17 protein-coding genes are annotated in these 18,018 nt (G+C 66.4%); 8 read left to right on the top strand and 9 right to left on the bottom strand.

The window, feature by feature from the left end; genetic code table 11:
- Positions 1 to 17: 17 nt before the first annotated feature.
- Together H7J89_RS02080 and H7J89_RS02075 are read right to left on the bottom strand one after the other, a co-directional pair.
- Positions 18 to 785 carry a fructosamine kinase family protein gene (locus H7J89_RS02080; protein WP_264036028.1) on the bottom strand — a complete coding sequence of 256 codons (768 nt, stop codon included), beginning with the start codon at positions 783 to 785 and terminating at the stop codon, positions 18 to 20.
- Positions 782 to 2,422, bottom strand: a complete 1,641-nt coding sequence (locus tag H7J89_RS02075) for an acyl-CoA synthetase (RefSeq protein WP_264036025.1) — start codon at positions 2,420 to 2,422, stop codon at positions 782 to 784. The genes H7J89_RS02080 and H7J89_RS02075 overlap by 4 nt, the downstream gene beginning before the upstream one ends.
- A 64-nt stretch (positions 2,423 to 2,486) precedes the next feature.
- Here H7J89_RS02075 and H7J89_RS02070 point away from each other — a divergent pair, with 64 nt between their 5' ends.
- Positions 2,487 to 3,299 carry a crotonase/enoyl-CoA hydratase family protein gene (locus tag H7J89_RS02070; protein ID WP_264036023.1) on the top strand — a complete coding sequence of 271 codons (813 nt, stop codon included), beginning with the start codon at positions 2,487 to 2,489 and terminating at the stop codon, positions 3,297 to 3,299.
- Between the two features lie 103 nt (positions 3,300 to 3,402).
- The gene (locus tag H7J89_RS02065) at positions 3,403 to 4,242 is read left to right on the top strand and encodes a type IV toxin-antitoxin system AbiEi family antitoxin (RefSeq protein ID WP_264036021.1); all 840 of its coding nucleotides are present in this window, start codon (positions 3,403 to 3,405) and stop codon (positions 4,240 to 4,242) included.
- Between the two features lie 75 nt (positions 4,243 to 4,317).
- Here the strand turns inward: H7J89_RS02065 and H7J89_RS02060 are convergent, their stop codons facing one another.
- From H7J89_RS02060 to H7J89_RS02050, 3 genes are read right to left on the bottom strand one after another with little or no spacing between them, the layout of a single operon-like run.
- Complete coding sequence (locus H7J89_RS02060; RefSeq protein WP_372513695.1) at positions 4,318 to 5,523, bottom strand: cytochrome P450; 1,206 nt, start codon at positions 5,521 to 5,523, stop codon at positions 4,318 to 4,320.
- The gene (locus H7J89_RS02055; RefSeq protein WP_264036019.1) at positions 5,513 to 6,238 is read right to left on the bottom strand and encodes an acetoacetate decarboxylase family protein; all 726 of its coding nucleotides are present in this window, start codon (positions 6,236 to 6,238) and stop codon (positions 5,513 to 5,515) included. The genes H7J89_RS02060 and H7J89_RS02055 overlap by 11 nt, the downstream gene beginning before the upstream one ends.
- Before the next feature lie 43 nt (positions 6,239 to 6,281).
- Positions 6,282 to 7,322: an LLM class F420-dependent oxidoreductase gene (locus H7J89_RS02050; RefSeq protein ID WP_264036016.1), complete on the bottom strand. Its 1,041-nt coding sequence runs from the start codon at positions 7,320 to 7,322 to the stop codon at positions 6,282 to 6,284.
- Between the two features lie 65 nt (positions 7,323 to 7,387).
- On the opposite strand from H7J89_RS02050, the gene H7J89_RS02045 reads away from it, so the two are divergent.
- From H7J89_RS02045 to H7J89_RS02030, 4 genes are read left to right on the top strand one after another with little or no spacing between them, the layout of a single operon-like run.
- On the top strand, positions 7,388 to 8,383 hold the full coding sequence (locus H7J89_RS02045; RefSeq protein ID WP_264036014.1) for a Zn-ribbon domain-containing OB-fold protein: 996 nt from the start codon (positions 7,388 to 7,390) through the stop codon (positions 8,381 to 8,383).
- A 15-nt stretch (positions 8,384 to 8,398) separates the two neighbouring features.
- Positions 8,399 to 9,463 (top strand): thiolase family protein, encoded by a 1,065-nt coding sequence (locus tag H7J89_RS02040; RefSeq protein ID WP_264036012.1) that lies wholly within the window; start codon positions 8,399 to 8,401, stop codon positions 9,461 to 9,463.
- Positions 9,463 to 10,662, top strand: a complete 1,200-nt coding sequence (locus tag H7J89_RS02035; protein WP_264036010.1) for a thiolase family protein — start codon at positions 9,463 to 9,465, stop codon at positions 10,660 to 10,662. Before H7J89_RS02040 ends, H7J89_RS02035 begins: the two co-directional genes overlap by 1 nt.
- The gene (locus tag H7J89_RS02030) at positions 10,659 to 11,066 is read left to right on the top strand and encodes a nuclear transport factor 2 family protein (RefSeq protein WP_264036008.1); all 408 of its coding nucleotides are present in this window, start codon (positions 10,659 to 10,661) and stop codon (positions 11,064 to 11,066) included. The genes H7J89_RS02035 and H7J89_RS02030 overlap by 4 nt, the downstream gene beginning before the upstream one ends.
- On the opposite strand, the gene H7J89_RS02025 is transcribed toward H7J89_RS02030, so the two are convergent.
- Entirely contained in the window at positions 11,063 to 11,587 is a 525-nt protein-coding gene (locus H7J89_RS02025; protein ID WP_264036007.1) for a gamma carbonic anhydrase family protein, read from the bottom strand. The two genes, H7J89_RS02030 and H7J89_RS02025, sit on opposite strands and share 4 nt — an antisense overlap.
- Before the next feature lie 116 nt (positions 11,588 to 11,703).
- Between H7J89_RS02025 and H7J89_RS02020 the strand changes: the two genes are divergently transcribed.
- Complete coding sequence (locus H7J89_RS02020) at positions 11,704 to 12,861, top strand: 3-ketosteroid-9-alpha-monooxygenase, oxygenase component (protein ID WP_264036006.1); 1,158 nt, start codon at positions 11,704 to 11,706, stop codon at positions 12,859 to 12,861.
- A gap of 5 nt (positions 12,862 to 12,866) precedes the next feature.
- Positions 12,867 to 13,319 carry a hypothetical protein gene (locus H7J89_RS02015; RefSeq protein ID WP_264036004.1) on the top strand — a complete coding sequence of 151 codons (453 nt, stop codon included), beginning with the start codon at positions 12,867 to 12,869 and terminating at the stop codon, positions 13,317 to 13,319.
- A gap of 1 nt (position 13,320) precedes the next feature.
- Here H7J89_RS02015 and H7J89_RS02010 read toward each other — a convergent pair whose 3' ends face one another.
- The 3 genes from H7J89_RS02010 to H7J89_RS02000 all read right to left on the bottom strand — a co-directional run bounded on the left by H7J89_RS02010 (position 13,321) and on the right by H7J89_RS02000 (position 17,987).
- Positions 13,321 to 13,893 (bottom strand): TetR/AcrR family transcriptional regulator, encoded by a 573-nt coding sequence (locus tag H7J89_RS02010; protein ID WP_264036001.1) that lies wholly within the window; start codon positions 13,891 to 13,893, stop codon positions 13,321 to 13,323.
- A gap of 229 nt (positions 13,894 to 14,122) precedes the next feature.
- Positions 14,123 to 17,155, bottom strand: coding sequence for a Tn3 family transposase (locus tag H7J89_RS02005; RefSeq protein WP_264035999.1), 3,033 nt, complete (start codon positions 17,153 to 17,155; stop codon positions 14,123 to 14,125).
- Between the two features lie 187 nt (positions 17,156 to 17,342).
- Positions 17,343 to 17,987 carry a TetR/AcrR family transcriptional regulator gene (locus tag H7J89_RS02000; protein ID WP_264035997.1) on the bottom strand — a complete coding sequence of 215 codons (645 nt, stop codon included), beginning with the start codon at positions 17,985 to 17,987 and terminating at the stop codon, positions 17,343 to 17,345.
- Positions 17,988 to 18,018: the final 31 nt, after the last annotated feature.

The raw sequence follows: 18,018 nt of genomic DNA, 5'->3' as shown, positions 1-18,018 counted from the left end.
CAAGAGTAGACGCGGCGTCAGAGGGCCAGCGCGGCGCGGGCGCAGGCGTGCGTCTGTTGCGCATACCCGCCACCGAACAGCACGACGTGTGCCAGCAGCGGAAAGAGTTGGTGCAGCCCGATCCGGTTGCGCCAGCCGTCTTTCAGTGGCCGCACCCGCTGGTAGCCGTCGAGGACCGCGTCGTAGTGCGGGCAATCGAACAGGGCAAGCATCGCCAAGTCAGTTTCGCGGTGGCCGCCGTGCGCGGCCGGGTCGATCAGTGCCACGCCGTCGGGCGTCCACATCACGTTGCCGCTCCACAGGTCGCCGTGCAACCGTGCGGGCCGGTCACCGTCGTCGAAGTCGCCCGCGCGGCAACGCACTACGACGGAATCGATCGCGCCGCGGGTGGCGGCGTCGAGCCGCGCCGCCGCGAGCTCGGCCATGGGGACCAGCCGCTCCGCGGCGTAAAACTCGCCCCAGCGGAGGTGCCGCCGCAGCGACATCGGCAGCGGCTGCGACAGCGGCCCGAAGAACCCCGGTCCGTCCCATCCGTCGGGCCCGGCGCCGAACGCGGGGGCACCCGCGTCGTGTGTGACGGCGAGCCGGCCGCCGAACTCGCGCGCCGCCTCGGGGGTCGGTGTCACCGAATCAAGCCGCCGCAGGGTCAGGCTCGTCGCGTCGACGGAGACGACGTGCGCGCACGGCACGCCGCCGTCAACGTCGGCCAGCCAGCGCAATCCGGCGGCTTCCCAGGCGAAGTAGCCGCTGGGCGCGGCCGGGTGTTGCTTGACGAAGTCGCTCAAGCGGTCGCGTGAGCGGCGTGCACGTCGTCGGCGGGACGGGCCTCCGTCTGCTCCTTGGCCCAGCGGTAGTCGGGTTTACCGGCCGGCGAACGCTTGACCTCGTCGACGAGCCAAAGGCTGCGCGGCACTTTGTATCCCGCGATCTCGGAGCGCACGAAGCGGTCCAGCTCGGCCAGCGACGGCCGGGCGCCCGGGCGGGGCTGCACGACGGCGGCCACGTGTTGGCCGTAGCGGGGATCGGGGACGCCGACCACCAGCGCGTCGAAGACGTCGGGGTGGGCCTTGAGCGCCGCCTCCACCTCTTCGGGGTAGATCTTCTCGCCGCCGCTGTTGATCGACACCGAGCCGCGGCCCAGCATCGTCACGGTGCCGTCCTCCTCGACGAGCGCCCAGTCCCCCGGGATCGCGTAGCGGACCCCGTTGATGGTCTTGAATGTTTCGGCGGTCTTCTTCTCGTCCTTGTAGTAGCCGACCGGGATGTTGCCCTTTTTGGCGATGAAGCCGCGCACACCCGAGCCAGGCTTGACCTCGTTGCCTTCCTCGTCGAGGACGACCGTGCGGTGGTCGATGGCCACGCGGGGCCCGCCGCTCTGCGGCGCGTCTTTGGTGACGACGCTGATACCGCCGAAGCCGGTCTCCGAGGAACCGATGGAGTCGGTGATGACCCGGTTGGGCAGCAACTCGAGGAGCTTCTCCTTGATGCTCGGCGAGAACAGCGCCGCGGTGCTGGCGAGCAGGAACAGCGATGACAGGTCGTAATCGTGATCGGTGTCAAGCGCGTCGAGCAGTGGCCGGGCCATCGCATCGCCGGTGAAGAACAGCAGGTTCACCTTGTGGTCGTGAATCGTGCGCCACACTTCGTCGGCATTGAATTCCGGTGCCAACACGGTGGTGTGACCGGCGAAGAGAGACATCCAGGTGGATGACTGGGTGGCGCCGTGGATCATCGGCGGAATCGGATAGCGGATCATCGGCGGATTCTCCGCGGCGGCCTTGGCGAGGTCGTATTCGTTCTCGACGAATTCGCCCGTCGCGAAGTCGGTCCCGCCGAAGAGCACCCGGTAGATGTCCTCGTGGCGCCACATCACCCCCTTGGGAAAGCCGGTGGTACCGCCGGTGTAGAGCAGGTAGATGTCGTCGGCGCTGCGCTCGCCGAAGTCGCGGTCGGGGGAACCCTGCGCGATCGCCGAGTAGAACTCGACGCCTCCGTAGCGCTCGTAGTCGTTGTCGGAGCCGTCCTCGATCACGAGGATCGTCTTGACGTTGGGGGTGTCCGGCAGCACATTGGCCACTCGCTCGGAGTATTGGCGCTCGTGGACCAGCGCCACCATGTCGGAGTTGTCGAACAGGTAGCGAAGTTCGCCCTCGACGTAGCGGAAGTTGACGTTCACCAGGATGGCGCCCGCCTTCACGATGCCGAGCATCGCGATGACGATCTCGATGCGGTTACGGCAGTACAGCCCGACCTTGTCGTCCTTTTTCACCCCCTGATCGATCAGGTAGTGGGCCAGGCGGTTGGCCTTCTCCTCTAATTCGGCGTAGGTCAGCTTCTCGTCGCCGCAGATCAGGGCGACACGGTCCGGCACAGCGTCGATGGCGTGCTCTGCGAGATCGGCAATATTCAGGGCCACGGCCACCAAATTAGAACGTGTTACATTTCTTGACAAGCTCACCCCCGACGTGGACGGAAAGGCGGTAGCCGTGGCCGAGGCTTCAGCAAACGAACAAACGGGACCCGACGCGCTGGTGGAACAGCGTGGCCACACCCTGATCGTCACGTTGAACCGGCCCCACGCGCGCAACGCCCTGAGCACCGAAATGATGGAAATCATGGTGCAGGCCTGGGACCGCGTCGACAACGATCCGGACATCCGCTGCTGCATCCTGACCGGGGCCGGTGGCTACTTCTGCGCCGGCATGGACCTCAAGGCGGCAACCAAGAAGCCGCCGGGTGAGTCGTTCAAGGACGGCAGCTACGACCCGTCGCGAATCGACGCTCTGCTGAAGGGGCGCCGGCTGACCAAGCCGCTGATCGCGGCCGTCGAAGGGCCCGCGATCGCCGGGGGCACCGAGATCCTGCAGGGCACCGACATCCGCATCGCGGGCGAGAGCGCCAAGTTCGGCATCTCGGAGGCCAAGTGGAGCCTCTACCCGATGGGCGGGTCGGCCGTGCGGCTGGTGCGCCAGATTCCCTACACCGTGGCGTGCGACCTGCTGTTGACCGGCCGGCACATCACCGCCGCCGAAGCCAAGGAGATGGGCTTGATCGGGCATGTGGTGCCGGACGGGCAGGCGCTGACGAAGGCGCTCGAGATCGCCGAGATCATCGAGAACAACGGCCCGCTGGCCGTGCAGGCGATCCTGCGGGCCATCCGCGAGACCGAGGGCATGCACGAGAACGAGGCCTTCAAGATCGACACCCAGATCGGCATCAAGGTGTTCCTGTCCGACGATGCCAAGGAAGGCCCCCGGGCGTTCGCCGAGAAGCGCAGGCCCAACTTCCAGAACAAGTAACCGGGTTCTTGGCGCCGAACGTGAACTGAGGGCTACTTTTCGGCCGACTTTTCGCCCTGACGTCACGTTCGGCGTTGTCAGTCCCCCGCGCCACACTGCCGGGATGCGGGAACCATTCATCGGCAGCGAGGCGCTGGCATCGGGCGCACTGACGCGATACCGGCTGCGCAGCCGATTCGTCGCGCTACATCCGGACGTCTACGTCCAACGCGACACGGATGTCACCGCTGTCATGCGTGCCCACGCCGCATGGTTGTGGTCACGGCGGCGCGGCGTGGTCGCGGGACAGTCCGCTGCGGCATTGCACGACGCGAAATGGGTCGATCACCGCGCACCGGCGCAATTGCTGTACGAACACCGTCGTCCACCGGCCGGCATCCACACTTGGTCGGACAGCGTCTCCCACGACGAAGTCCAGTTGATCGGCGGTATTCCGGCAACCACCTCGGCACGCACCGCTTTCGACCTTGCCTGCCGGAATCCCACTGGAAGGGCGGTTGCGGCTATCGATGCGCTAGCCCGGGCAACCAGGCTGAATATCGATCAGGTCCAACGACTCGCCGAACGCTACAAAGGTCGACGCAACATCCGGCGGGCGCGGTGCGCGCTGACACTCGTCGACGCGGGCGCGGAATCGCCGCGTGAGACGTGGCTGCGGCTGCTGCTCATCGAGGCCGGCTATCCGCGGCCGCGTACCCAGATTCCGGTCTATGGCGAATACGGGGAGCTCGTCGCGGTCCTCGACATGGGTTGGGAGGACGTCAAACTGGCCGTCGAATATGAAGGCGACCACCATCGCACCGATCGCAGGCAGTTCAACCGGGATATCGCCCGCTACGAAGCGCTGGCCGATCTCGGATGGATGGCCATCCGGGTCACGGCCGACGACACGCGGGGTGGCATCCTCGGACGCGTGGCCGCCGCTTGGACCCGCCGAACGTGAACTCACGGCTGGTTTCGGCCGATTTCCTCGCCCTCAGATCACGCTCGGCGCGAGGCGGCGCGGAGAGCGGGGCCCTTACCCCAGCGGCGCGCTCGGCGTGAACGCCACCGGCATCTTCTCCAGGCCGGACACGAAGTTCGCCGGGCGCAGCGGCAGGTCGGCGTCCGAGGCCAGCCGCATGTCGGGCAGACGTTGCAGCAGGCGCGTCTGCATGATGGACAGCTCCAGCCGGGCGAGCTGGTTGCCGAGGCAGAAGTGCGTCCCGAAGCCGAAGGCGAGGTGGTTGTTCGGGTAGCGCTCGATGTTGAACGTTTCCGGGTCGTCGAAAACCTTCTCGTCGAAGTTCGCCGACTCGAACAGCAGGATCATCTTCTCGCCCTGGTGCAGCTGGGTGCCGTGGAATTCGGTGTCGGCGGTGATCGTGCGCGCCATGTTCTTCACCGGCGCGGTCCAGCGGAGCATCTCTTCGATCGCGTTGGGCAGCAAGCTCAGATCGGCGGCCAGGCGCCGGTGCTGATCGGGATGCAACAGCAGCTGCCTCGTTCCGCCGGAGAGCGTGTGCCGCGTGGTCTCGTCGCCGCCGATCAACAGCAACAGGACCTCGGTGACGATCTGGTGGTCCTCGAGCCGCGAGCCCTCGACCTCCGCGTGTACCAGCACGCTGACCAGGTCGTCGGTCGGCTTTTCCTTGCGGGCCTCGATCATCCCCATCATGTACTGGCTGTAGGCCGCGAAAGCGTCCATGGTGACCTGGACGTCCGCTTCGGCCGCAGTGCTGCTCAACGCGCCGACCAGGTCGTCGGACCACTTGAGGAACATCGTGCGCTCTTCCGGCCGCACGCCGAGCATGTCGCCGATGACGGCCATCGGCAGCGGTGCGGCCAGGTCCCAGACGAAGTCACACTCGCCGCGTTCGCATACCGCGTCGATCAGCGTGTCGCACAGCGAAACGATCTTGGATTCCAAGTCTTTGACGCGCTTGCGGGTGAAGCCGGAGTTGACGAGCTTGCGGCGCAACAGATGTTGCGGATCGTCCATCTCGATCATCATCTCGACGCCCGGTTGGTCGGGGCGGATGCCGCCGGCGTTGGAGAACAACTCCGGGTTGCGCTCGGCGTCGATCACCGCCTGATAGGTCGAGGCGGCGGCTAATCCGTTGCGGTCCCGGAAGACTGGCTCGTTCTCGCGCATCCACTTGTAGACGGACCGAGAGTCACCGGCGTAGAAAGTCCCGTCGGTGAGGTCGATGTCGGGCTTGGTCTTCAACTCGCTAGCGGTCATGAGATCTCCCCTGGGCATCACCGAAGGACATTTGTACGTGGTCAACAGAGCTGGACATCAAAGCGCGTTTCGGAAGGCCCAGCGACGCAAGCTCTTTCGAATACGGATGATCGCCTAGCCGCACGCTCACTCCGCCGAACCGGGTGCGCACGCCGTCCAGGCTGTGTTCGAAGGCGGTTTCGCGGGTGATTCCGTCGCGGTGCGAGTAGGTGCGTTGCGATTGCTGGCGGGGCGTGAGCCGAAACGGCAGGCCGCGGCGGAATTCCATGCCGATCACCGATTGACCGTCGATGCTGAGGTCGAAGCCGAACTGACGGCCTTCCCGAACGGTGAAGTCGCCCATCACTTTCGGGTAGCCCCAGATCTTGGTTCCCGCCTCCAGGGTGAACGCCTGGTCGACGGGAAGGTGGTGGATGAAGGCGCCGGCCGACCGCAGGGCACCAAGACCGCTCGCCTTGGAGCCCGGTGGGTTGACCATCACGCTGGTGCCGAACTCGTGGTACCGGCCCAGGTCGCCGTCGATGTAGTGCATCAACATCAGGACCACGATCGCGCGGCCGGGGAGGTAGCGGCACACCTGCAGGCCGCTGTAACCGATCATCTGCTGCGCGGCATCGGCGTCGACCGAGAACATCGCCATGTGTTGATTTGCCTGGCGGATCTTCACCGGCATGGTGAGCACCGTGCCCGCGATGGTGTGCTGCGAGGCTGTCATCGGGCCAATCTAGAACGCGTTCTATTCGTTGGGCAATACTGGGTCAGATTAGCGTGGCCAGCTCCCTGATCTGCGCCTCGTTGCGTCCGTTGACCACCATCATGGTCACACCGGCGGCCTCCCAGACCTTGACCTGCTCACGAACGTAGTTGATATCGCCGACGATCGCGGCGTCGTCGACCACCTCGTCGGGGATGATGGCCGCGGCCTTGTCCTTCTGGTTGCTGCGGAACAGCTTGGTTACGTCGTCGACCACGTCGGCGTAGCCCATCCGACGGTACACGTCCGCGTGGAAATTGGTGTCCTCGGCGCCCATCCCACCCATGTAGAGGGCCAGGTAGGGCTTCATGGCCGCGAAGGCGGCAGCGCGGTCGTCGGTGATGACGATGTTCGCCGTCGCGCAGATCTCGAAGTCGTCGCGGCTGCGGCGAGCCCCGGGCCGCGCGAACCCTTCGTCGAGCCATTCGTTGTAGGTATCCGCCATCCGCGGTGTGTAGAAGATGGGCAGCCAGCCGTCGCAGATCTCGGCGGCCAGCGCCACGTTCTTCGGCCCCTCGGCCCCCAGCATGATCGGGATGTCGGGCCGCAACGGGTGGGTGATGGGCTTGAGCGGCTTGCCCAGGCCGGTGACCGGAACCCCGGCCCCCTCCTTCAATGGCAGCGGATAGTGCGGGCCGTCGCTGGTCACCGGCTTCTCCCGGGCCCAGACCTGACGCATGATGTCGATGTACTCACGGGTGCGGGCCAGCGGCTTGGGGAAAGGCCGGCCGTACCAGCCCTCCACTACCTGTGGGCCGGAGACGCCGAGCCCGATGATGTGCCGGCCGCCCGAGAGGTGATCGAGCGTCAGCGCGGCCATCGCGGTCGCCGTCGGGGTGCGCGCGGACAGCTGGATCACGGAGGTACCCAGCCGGAGCCGGTGCGTCGACGACCCCAGCCAGGCCAGCGGGGTGTACGCGTCGGATCCCCACGCCTCGGCCGTGAACACGGCGTCGAATCCGGTTTCCTCGGCCGCGGCGACGAGCTCCGCGTGATTCTCCGGCGGCTGAGCGCCCCAATACCCGAGCTGCAACCCCAGCTTCATAGTCATTGACCCTTCCGGCCGACCCGATGTTGAAACGGTTCTTAGAACCTGTTCTACTCGATGGCGTGACAGCCAGCTCGAGCAGCCCGACCTTGACCGATCACCCTGAGCCACCACTCTCCGCGCCACTGACGTTGTCTTTCGACTACACCCGTTCGGTCGGCGCCACGCTAAGCAAGTTCTTCACCGCACTGCGTGAGCGCCACGTCCTGGGGGTGCGCGGATCGGATGGTCGGGTACACGTACCGCCGGCGGAATACGACCCGGTTACCTACGAGCCGCTGGGCGAGATGGTACCGGTGTCCAGCGTCGGCACGGTGGTGTCCTGGACGTGGCAACCCGAACCGCTGGAGGGCCAGCCGCTGGACCGTCCGTTCGCCTGGGCGCTGATCAAGCTCGACGGCGCGGACACCCCGCTGATGCATGCCGTCGATGCCGGCAGCCCCGACGCCATCAAGAGCGGCTCCCGGGTGCACGTGCACTGGGCCGACGAGCCGGTCGGCGCCATCACCGACATCGCCTACTTCGAGCTCGGCGAGGACGCCGAGCCGGTGTCCGAACAGGCGGCGGGTGAACAAGACCCGGTGACCATGATCGTCACGCCGATCTCGCTGACGATTCAGCACACCGCCTCCCACGAGGAAAGCGCCTACCTGCGCGCCATCGCCCAGGGCAAACTGCTGGGGGCGCGCACCGGCGAGCACGGCAAGGTTTACTTCCCACCGCACGGCGCGGATCCGGCCACCGGCCAGCCGACCACCGAGTTCGTCGAGCTGCCGGACAAGGGCACGGTCACGACGTTCGCGATCATCAACATCCCGTTCCAGGGGCAGCGCATCAAACCGCCGTACGTGGCGGCCTATGTGCTGCTCGACGGGGCCGACATCCCGTTCCTGCATCTGGTCGCCGACATCGATGCGCATGAGGTGCGGATGGGCATGCGCGTGGAGGCGGTGTGGAAACCCCGCGAGGAGTGGGGCTTTGGCATCGACAACATCGAATACTTCCGGCCGACGGGGGAACCCGACGCCGACTACGACACCTACAAGCACCACCTGTAAAGGGCTTACCTGTAAATGAGCGCTCGCAACGTTGCGGTTGTCGGCTTTGCCCACGCCCCACACGTACGCCGCACCGACGGCACCACCAACGGCGTCGAGATGTTGATGCCGTGCTTCGCCGAGCTCTATGAGGACCTCGGGATCACGAAGGCCGATATCGGCTTCTGGTGCTCGGGATCGTCCGACTACCTTGCCGGACGGGCGTTTTCGTTCATATCGGCGATCGACTCGATCGGCGCCGTTCCGCCGATCAACGAATCGCACGTCGAGATGGATGCGGCCTGGGCCCTTTACGAGGCCTACATCAAGATCCTGACCGGTGAGGTCGACACCGCGCTGGTGTACGGCTTCGGCAAGTCCTCGGCGGGCATTCTGCGGCAGATCCTTTCGCGACAGACCGACCCCTACACCGTCGCGCCGTTGTGGCCGGATTCCATCTCCATGGCGGGGCTGCAGGCCCGTATCGGGCTCGACACCGGCAAGTGGTCGGAAGAGCAGATGGCGCGCGTCGCGTTCGACTCCTGGGAGAACGCGCGCCGGGTGGACTCCGTGGAGCCTCCGGTCAGCGTCTCCGCGTTGCTCGAAAGGCCGTTCTTCGCCGACCCGTTGCGGCGTCACGACATCGCCCCGATCACTGACGGCGCCGCCGCCATCGTGCTCGCGGCCGATGACCGGGCGCGCGAGCTGTGCGAAAACCCGGCCTGGATAACGGGAATCGAGCACCGCATCGAGACCCCGTCGCTCGGGGCGCGCGACCTCACCGAATCCGTGTCGACCAAGGCGGCGGCCCATGCCGCCACGGGCGGCAAGACCGGCAACCTCGACGTGGCCGAGATCTGCGCACCGTTCACCCACCAGCACCTGATCGTCGAGGAAGCCATCCGGATACCGGGGCCGACCAAAGTCAATCCGTCCGGCGGCGCGCTGGCCGCCAACCCGATGTTCGTCGCCGGCCTCGAGCGCATCGGCTTTGCGGCGCAACATATCTGGAACGGGTCGGCTGAGCGCGTGCTCGCGCACGCCACCAGCGGACCCGCGTTGCAACAGAACCTGGTCGCGGTCATGGAAGGGAAGAACTGATGGCCGGTGCAGGCGCGCACCTCGCCGCGGTACTGGGTACCGGGCAAACCAAGTATGTAGCCAAGCGCAAAGACGTTTCGATGAACGGGCTGGTGCGCGAGGCGATCGACCGTGCGCTGGAAGACTCCGGTTCGACGTTCGACGACATCGACGCCGTCGTCGTTGGCAAGGCGCCCGACTTCTTCGAGGGCGTCATGATGCCGGAGCTGTTCATGGCCGACGCCATGGGGGCCACCGGCAAGCCGCTGATCCGGGTGCACACCGCGGGTTCGGTCGGTGGGTCCACCGCGGTGGTGGCCGCCAGCCTCGTCCAGTCGGGTAAGTACCGGCGCGTGCTGGCGATGGCCTGGGAGAAGCAGTCGGAATCAAACGCCATGTGGGCGTTGTCGATTCCGATCCCCTTCATCAAACCGGTGGGCGCCGGCGCGGGTGGTTATTTCGCACCGCACGTGCGGTCCTACATCCGTCGATCCGGCGCACCGTTGAACATCGGCGCCATGGTCGCGGTCAAGGACCGGCTCAACGGCGCCCGCAATCCGCTGGCGCACCTGCACCAGCCCGACATCACCCTGGAGAAGGTGATGGAGTCGCCGATGCTATGGGATCCCATCCGTTACGACGAGACCTGTCCGTCGTCGGACGGCGCCGCCGCGGTCGTGATCGGCAACGAGGAGGCCGCCGAAGCCCGTCTGGCGCAAGGACAACCGGTGGCATGGATCCATGCCACCGCGCTGCGCACCGAGCCGCTGCAGTTCTCGGGCCGCGACCAGGTCAGCCCGCAGGCCGGGCGTGACGCGGCCGCCGCGCTGTGGAAGGCGGCGGGCATCACCAGCCCGATCGACGAGATCGACGCCGCGGAAATCTACGTGCCGTTCTCGTGGTTCGAGCCGATGTGGTTGGAAAACCTCGGGTTTGCGCCCGAGGGCGAGGGTTGGAAACTCACCGAAGCCGGCGAGACGGCGATCGGCGGACGGCTGCCGGTCAACCCGTCCGGCGGTGTGCTTTCGTCGAACCCGATCGGCGCCTCCGGCCTGATTCGGTTCGCCGAGGCGGCGATTCAGGTGATGGGCAAAGGTGGGGATCACCAGGTTCAGGGCGCGCGCAAGGCCTTGGGCCACGCGTACGGGGGCGGCTCGCAGTACTACTCCATGTGGGTGGTCGGTGCGGACAAGCCCACGCCTGAGAAAGTCGGCGCGTGAGCGAGCACCCGGCGCACGAGGCCGGTCGGCGCTCGCGCGAGGCGGTCATAGCCAGGGACAAAGAGGCGTGGCTGGCGGTGTTCGCCGACGACGCCATCGTGGAGGACCCGATCGGGCCGTCGGCCTTCGACCCGGAGGGCAAGGGCCACCGGGGCCGCGACGCGATCTCGGCCTTCTGGGACAAGGCCATCGCCCCCACCACCAAAATCGAGTTCGTCTTCCGCGACACCTATCAATGCGGCAACGAGGAAGCCAATGTCGGGCACATCCTCATCACCCATGGGGACTACCAGGTGACCGCCGAAGGTGTGTTCACGTACAGGGCCAACGACGAGGGCAAGGTGACCGCCCTGCGCGCGTACTGGGAGATGGACCGCGCGGCCGCGTCGGCCCGGAAGGTCTAGAGCGGCTCAAGCCCGGCCAGGTGCCGCTGAGCCAGTTCGCGGTAGGCCTGCGGATTCACCTTGATCCACATCTCGGCGCCCGTTCCGGCGACCGGGCCCTTGATCTGTGCCGGTGCGCCGGCCGCCAGCATGCCGGCGGGTATCTGGGTGCCGGCCGTCACGAGCGAGTGGGCCGCGATCAGGCTGCGCGCGCCGATCACCGCGCCGTCGAGAACGGTGGCGTGGTTGGCAATCAGGGCCTCGGATCCGACGTGCACCCCGTGAATGCAGCACATATGCGCCACCGTGGCGCCTGGGCCGATGTCGACCGGAATGCTGGGCGGCGCGTGCAACACGGACCCGTCCTGCACGTTGGCGCCCTCGCGCACCACGATCGGACCGTAGTCGCCGCGCAGCACGGTGTTGAACCACACCGATGCACCGGCCTCGATGACAACGTCGCCGATCAGGGTGGCGGTCGGGGCCACAAACGCCGTGGGATCGACCCGCGGCGCCCGACCCTCGAAAGCAAACAGCGGCATCGTCTAGATATACCCCAGCGCGCATATGCCGTGACCAGACGCGCCGTCGTTGCGCGTCCCCGCCGCAAAACTGTAACGTGTTCTAGTTAGAGGGCCAGTGAGTTGGAGGTGGACAGGTGAGTACCGACACCAAGGCGGTCGGCATCCGGGAGATCGATCCCGGCGCATTGCCGACAAGGTACGCCCGGGGCTGGCATTGCCTGGGCGTCGCGAAGGACTTCAAGGACGGTAAGCCGCACTCGGTCGAGGCGTTCGGTACCAAGCTGGTGGTTTTCGCCGACTCGCACGGGGACCTGAAGGTGCTGGACGGCTACTGCCGGCACATGGGTGGCGACCTGTCGGAGGGCACCATCAAGGGCGACGAGGTGGCCTGCCCGTTCCACGACTGGCGCTGGGGCGGTGATGGCCGCTGCAAGCTGGTGCCGTACGCCAAGCGCACTCCGAAGACGGCGCGCACCCGCTCGTGGACGACCGATGTGCGCGGCGGCCTGCTGTTCGTCTGGCACGACCACGAACAGAATCCGCCGGACCCCGCGGTCCGGATTCCCGACATCCCGGAAGCGGCCAGCGACGAGTGGACCGAATGGCGGTGGAATCGCATCCTCATCGAGGGGTCGAACTGCCGCGACATCATCGACAACGTCACCGACATGGCGCACTTCTTCTACATCCATTTCGGTTTGCCGACGTACTTCAAGAACGTTTTCGAGGGCCACATCGCATCGCAGTACCTGCACAACGTGGGCCGGCCGGACGTCAACGACCTGGGCACCTCCTACGGGGAGGCGCACCTGGACTCGGAGGCGTCCTACTTCGGGCCGTCGTTCATGATCAACTGGCTGCACAACAGCTACGGCGGCTATAAGGCCGAGTCGATCCTGATCAACTGCCACTACCCGGTGACCCAGAACTCGTTCGTGCTGCAGTGGGGCGTCATCGTCGAAAAGCCCAAGGGCATGGACGAAGCGATGACCGACAAGCTGTCGCGGGTGTTCACCGAAGGCGTCAGCAAGGGCTTCCTCCAGGACGTGGAGATCTGGAAGCACAAGACCCGCATCGACAACCCACTGCTGGTCGAGGAGGACGGCGCCGTGTACCAGCTGCGCCGCTGGTATCAGCAGTTCTATGTCGACGTTGCCGACATCGCGCCGGAGATGGTGGAGCGCTTCGAGATCGAGGTGGACACCACACGCGCGAACGAGTACTGGAACGCCGAGGTCGAAGAGAACCTCAAAGACAAAGAGACCGAAGACGTTCCCGTGGAGCAACACTGACCGACATGCCCGGCGATCAGGTTCCTGACGTCGATCGGCTCGCTCGGTCGATGTTGTTGCTGCACGGCGATCACCACGATCACGACGAGCGACCGGCCAGTTCCGAAAGCAATGGCGGATCTTGGTCGAAGTCAAGGGATTTCGCCAACGATCCGCAACGCGCCGCCGCCGTCGCCGAGGCCAGCCGCGCCGACCGAGAACGCTACCTCAGTTCGGGGCTGCTTCCGGTGGATTGCCGGTTCTGCCACGTCACGGTCACCGTCCGAAGGCTGGGCCCCGGCCACACCGCGGTGCAGTGGAACACCGAAGCATGGCAGCGCTGCGCGCACTTCACCGAGGTGCGTAACTTCGGCGGCGATACCGCACGCATCCGCTCGTGCCCCAAACTGAGCGACAGCATCGAACACGCCGTCGCTGAGGGCTATCTGGCCGAGCCCGACGATCCGGACGCTGACTGAATCACTGCCCTTTCGGCAGTTTGGTTATCGCCTCGAACGCCTCGAAAAATACCGCCGCGATGTCGCCGTCGCGAGCGTTGGCCATCGGCTTCTTCTGCAATAGGACGCGTTGCACGCCAATGCCCAACAACAGGGCCGTGACCATGTCCGCGCGGATCCTGGGCCGGTCCGCGGTTATCCGCTTCGCCAGGTTGCGCGTAAGGCCCTCGTCGAGCTGGGCATTGAGCCGCGCCACGACCGAGGGGTCGCCGCTGGACCGCAAGAGCGCGAACAACGGCGCATCGACGTCGCGGCGGGCGTGCAGGACGCGGGCAATCAACAGCTCTGCCAGCGCCTCGTCGGCGGCACCCAGGATCTCCTCCACATTCTCCGAAACTTCCGTCGCCTCCGCGAAAAGCCGTTCCTTAGAACCGAAATAGCGGCGAACCAGAGTGACATCCACACCGGCCCTCGCCGCCACCTCGCGTAGACCGATGGCGCTATACCCCCTGGCCAGAAAGAGCTCGCGAGCCGCTTCCAGCAGGCGGGTGCGGGTGGCGCCCGCGTCGCGGCGCCGGGGCGTCACGGTGTTCATGTCACTCCTTCGCGTCGTCTACGACTGTAGACATAACCGCCGCGACGACGCTAGGCTGGACATTATGTCTACGGGTGTAGACATAATGTCCAGAGCGGAGGTTGCCATGGCCGGAGTCATGCTTGTCAAACAGCGAGTCGCCAGCGTCGACCGATGGAACGCTGTGTTTCGCGATCGGGGTCGGCTTAGCAAGGGAACGATTCTGGGTGTTTTCGCGATCTTGTGGAGATCAGGCGGGGACGCGCAGCGGGCGGCGCCCGTCGCGGTGGAGTTCGGCGTCGATGTCGAACGAGTAGGTGCCGTAGAAGTTGATCTGGTCATGCTGGGCCGGGGTCAGGTGCGCGGCGATGTCGTCTCTGACCTCGATGCCGTCTGCGCGCAGCGCGTCGATCGTGTCGGCGAGATAGGTGGTGGTCCACAGCACGCAAGCGTTGGTGACCAGCGTCAGGCATAGGGCTTGATCGATCTGCTCGTCGAGGTGGCGGCGGCGGACGTGGCCTTGATGGGCGAAGAACAGGTTGCGGCGCAGCGCATGCAGGCTCTCGCCCTTGTTGAGCTGCCGCCGTACCCGCCGGCGCAGTTCTTCGTCGGCGACGTACCGGCAGACATAGATGGTGCGCACGAGGCGGCCGTACTCGTGCAGCGCCTTGGCGAGGCCACTCTGTCGGCTGCTGGCGTGCAGCTTGGCAATGAGCAGGCTGGCGGTGGTGTGTCCGAACTTCATCGAGGCGACCAGTCGGAGCAGGTCGTTCCAGTGTTCGGTGATCAGCTGGGTCTGGATCGGCTGACCGAGCAGCGGTCCGGCGTGCGGGTATCTAGTGCGCCAGCTGGATGCGTTTCCGAGGCGGTAGAGCTGGAGGCGGCCGATGTCTCGGATGCGTGGGGAGAACTGCAACCCGGCCAGGTAGAAGATCGCGAACGTGGCAAGGGTTTGTCCGGCGGTGTCGACGGTGTGCTCGCCGAGCGGCAAATCCGTTGGGTTGCCGAAGATCTCATCGAGCACCGCGACGGCCTCGCGCCAGGTGGTCGGGATGACTGTGGTGCCGTAAGTGGAGTGCTGATCGGAGACGTGGGTATACGTCGTTGTTCCCTCGTCGAGGAAGTACCGCGACAGTGCTCGGGCGGTCAGGCTGCGACCGCGCTGCGGGAAACGCTGCCCGTCCGATGACGACAGCGTCCCGCCGCCCCACAGCGTCGCGAGTGGATGTGCGTGGTGGGCGTTGACCAGTCGCGTGTTGGCCGCCCGCAGCGTCTCTTGGCGTAGGTACCACTGTGAGGTCCAGGCGAGCGCGTCTGCGGAGATGCCGGATGCGTCGGCCATCCCGGCGTAGCCGAGGTTGCAGGCGTAGGTGATCAGCGACGCGTACAGGTTGCGGCGCAGGTCGGGGCTGCGTGGCTGGGCACCGCCGGCGTGGGTGAACTCCTCGCTGAACCCGGTCAGCTGATCAACCTCGATCAGCAGCGCCGGCAACTGCACCCGCGGCAACCGGGCCGATGTAGCCTCCGCGAGCGTATTCGCTTCGGCCGGAATCTGTTCGGCGGGCAGCGGAGACACGATCAGCTCACCGTCATCACCCAGTCGTGCGAGTCCCTCGGCGCCGGGGTCCGCCAAGATCGTCTCCAACCTCGCAACCGCCGTGTGCAGCTCGGTCTCGAGTCGTTCGAGTTGCCGGGACGGGTTCGGGTCGGAGCCGGTGACGGTGCAGAAGTCGTCTCGCTGCCCGGCCCATCGCTCCGGCGGCAAGAGCAGGGTGGCGGGGTCGGTGTAGCGGCGTGAGCCGGGCACCCACAGGTCGCCAGCGCGTAGTCCGGCCTGCACTCCGTAGAGCACGCTCAGTTCCCAGTAGTGCCGGTAGGCCGCACCGCGGCCCTGCCCTCGGGCGGTGTCGAGGTAGCTGCGCCAGCGGGTCGGCACGAACACCGTGGCATCTGTCGTGGCCGCGTCCTCTGGGACGGTGGTCCGACCGGCCGCGTTCAGGTCGCGCAGCACCTCCACGGCCCTGAGCAATGTGGCAATGGGCGAACTAGCGGTGTTGCCGGTCAGCGGCAGGGCGGCAATCACCGGCGGGGTGAAGGTGCGCAGGTACTTGTAGCGGGCGGCCAGCAGCTGGAAGTGGCCGTGGTCGCGCGGCTCTCGCTGCTCGGCTGGTCGGCGGGCGGCGATCAACCGGGGCATTCCGATCTGCGCGCGGACCAGGCGGCCAGCGTCGGTGTCCGAGACGTTGGGGTTAGCGAGCACGTCGAGGATCTCATCAAGCAGCTGCGCCCGGTCCGCCTCGGCTTTGGCGCGGTCGACGAGCCGCTGGGACAACTCGCGGCGGGCTCGGGAGTCCGCGCCGGCAAGTGCCTGGTCGAGCAGTTGCACAAGTTCGTCGAGTACCTCGGCGTAGGTCTCGGCCAGCGTCGCGAGCAGGACGGGATGGCGGCGCTCGACGTCGGCGCGCTGCAGCGCCTGATTGGTTGAGCGGCGGCCGATCTCGGCGAGCATGCGGCGTCGTCCCGCCGGGAGTCGGGACAGATCCAGGGTGTCGGCGCCGTGGCGTCGCAGGAACTCCAGCTTGTCCAGCTCGGCCTTGAGCAGTTCGGGTGTGGCGACGGTGGCGCCACGGCGCAGCCACGCCAGGCGGGTGATGCCGAGGTCAGGCTCGACGTCGAGCAGTCGGTCCAGCTGCATCGGCCTCGGTGGTTGCAGCAGCGGCCCGAGCCGGTGGTAGGTCTCGGCTCGGGCCGCGTCACGTGCCGTGGCGATCCGACGAGTCAGGGTGTCTACTGGTGGGCGGACGATCGATTCGGCGCGTAACCAGTCGCAGGCCAGACGTAGCAGGACGCCAGGGGCATCGTGTTCGAGCGCCCGGGCCAGCAGGAACTCGTCGAGCAGTTTGCGTTCGCCGGCGCCGCACAAGCGCCAGCCCAGCCTGTCCAGTACCCGACCCCGGTGCTTGCGCCGGGTCTCGCCCTGCCAGCCGCCGTATTCGGTCAGCAATGCCGACGAGGTATCCGGCGCAATGGCCAAAGCCTCAGCGAGTCGATCGAGTGCCGTGGGCGGGCAACCGGCGAGGTCGTCGGGAATCCAGCCCAGCCACGGCAGTGTCGACAATTGGACGGCGACGCCGAGTCGGTTCTGCGGGCGGTTGAAGCCGGCTAGCCACGACAGATCGTCGGCGGAAAGCGTGAAGTAGGTGACCGCGTCCTCGTCGGCGATCTCGTCCGGCCAGCCGCTCAGCCGGGCCAGCTCCGGATCGGACAAGTAGCGGACCGGCATCTCACCTCCGAACGACCCGCGGTTCGGGCCGCCATCGCAGGGACGCTAACCAGGGTCAACGGAGGTTGGCAAGCCCCCGAGGCGACGCCCGTAAGGGGATCCCCTACTCAGACGGATGGACGTCCTGGCGCGCGCGTGCTGCTACGCCGTGGTGCTTGCGGTGCCGGTTATTGGCCCCGGGGACTGGTTAGCGCTTTGACACCGTCTCGTTCAGTATTCGCAGGAGCCATTTCTGGTAGGCGTCTGCACTGAGGCCGCCGTGGTGCACGATGCGCTGGTAGGTCTCCGCGCTTGTCAGGACCGCTGTCGTCTCCACGAGGTCGTCGAACGGGATGTCATCCCGTAGCCATCCGCGGTCGCGGCACACCGCGAGTAGTCGCCGGTGCTGAAGGGTGATGTCGGCTACCCATTCGGCGTGGTAGCGGCCCAACTCGGGGTCCATGGTTGCGGCGCCGGCCAGCGCCAGCCACAATGACGCGCCGCGCCCGTACATGTCGGACAGCGCGGAGATCATGGAGCTGATCGCCTCATCGCGGTCGCCGGTGGCAAGGAGACGCTGTCCGAGCTTGAGGTCGAACACGTCGTCCTTGTCGGGCTCGCCGAATGTCACGTACTCGGCCGCGGCTTTCAGCAGCGCCGCCTTGGGGCCGTGCGCCTGGACCGTCTGAGCGGAAACACCCGCTGCCGCCGCGATTTTCGCGAACGTGGTGCCGGCGTACCCCAGCGTGGCGAACAGCTCCGCGGCCGCCGCGACCACCTTAGATCGCGTCTGCGCCGCCTGCTGCTGACGCAACTCAGATCGGTATACCCGAGATATTGACTCTTGTGCCATACTAGTGAATAGTATATCGCACAACCCAATA

Origin of the sequence: Mycobacterium paraffinicum (genome assembly GCF_025822865.1) — a bacterium.
GTDB classification, from domain to species: Bacteria; Actinomycetota; Actinomycetes; order Mycobacteriales; family Mycobacteriaceae; genus Mycobacterium; species Mycobacterium paraffinicum.
The sequence above is the reverse complement of the archived record's forward strand: the minus strand, read 5'-3'. Positions and strand labels throughout refer to the sequence as shown.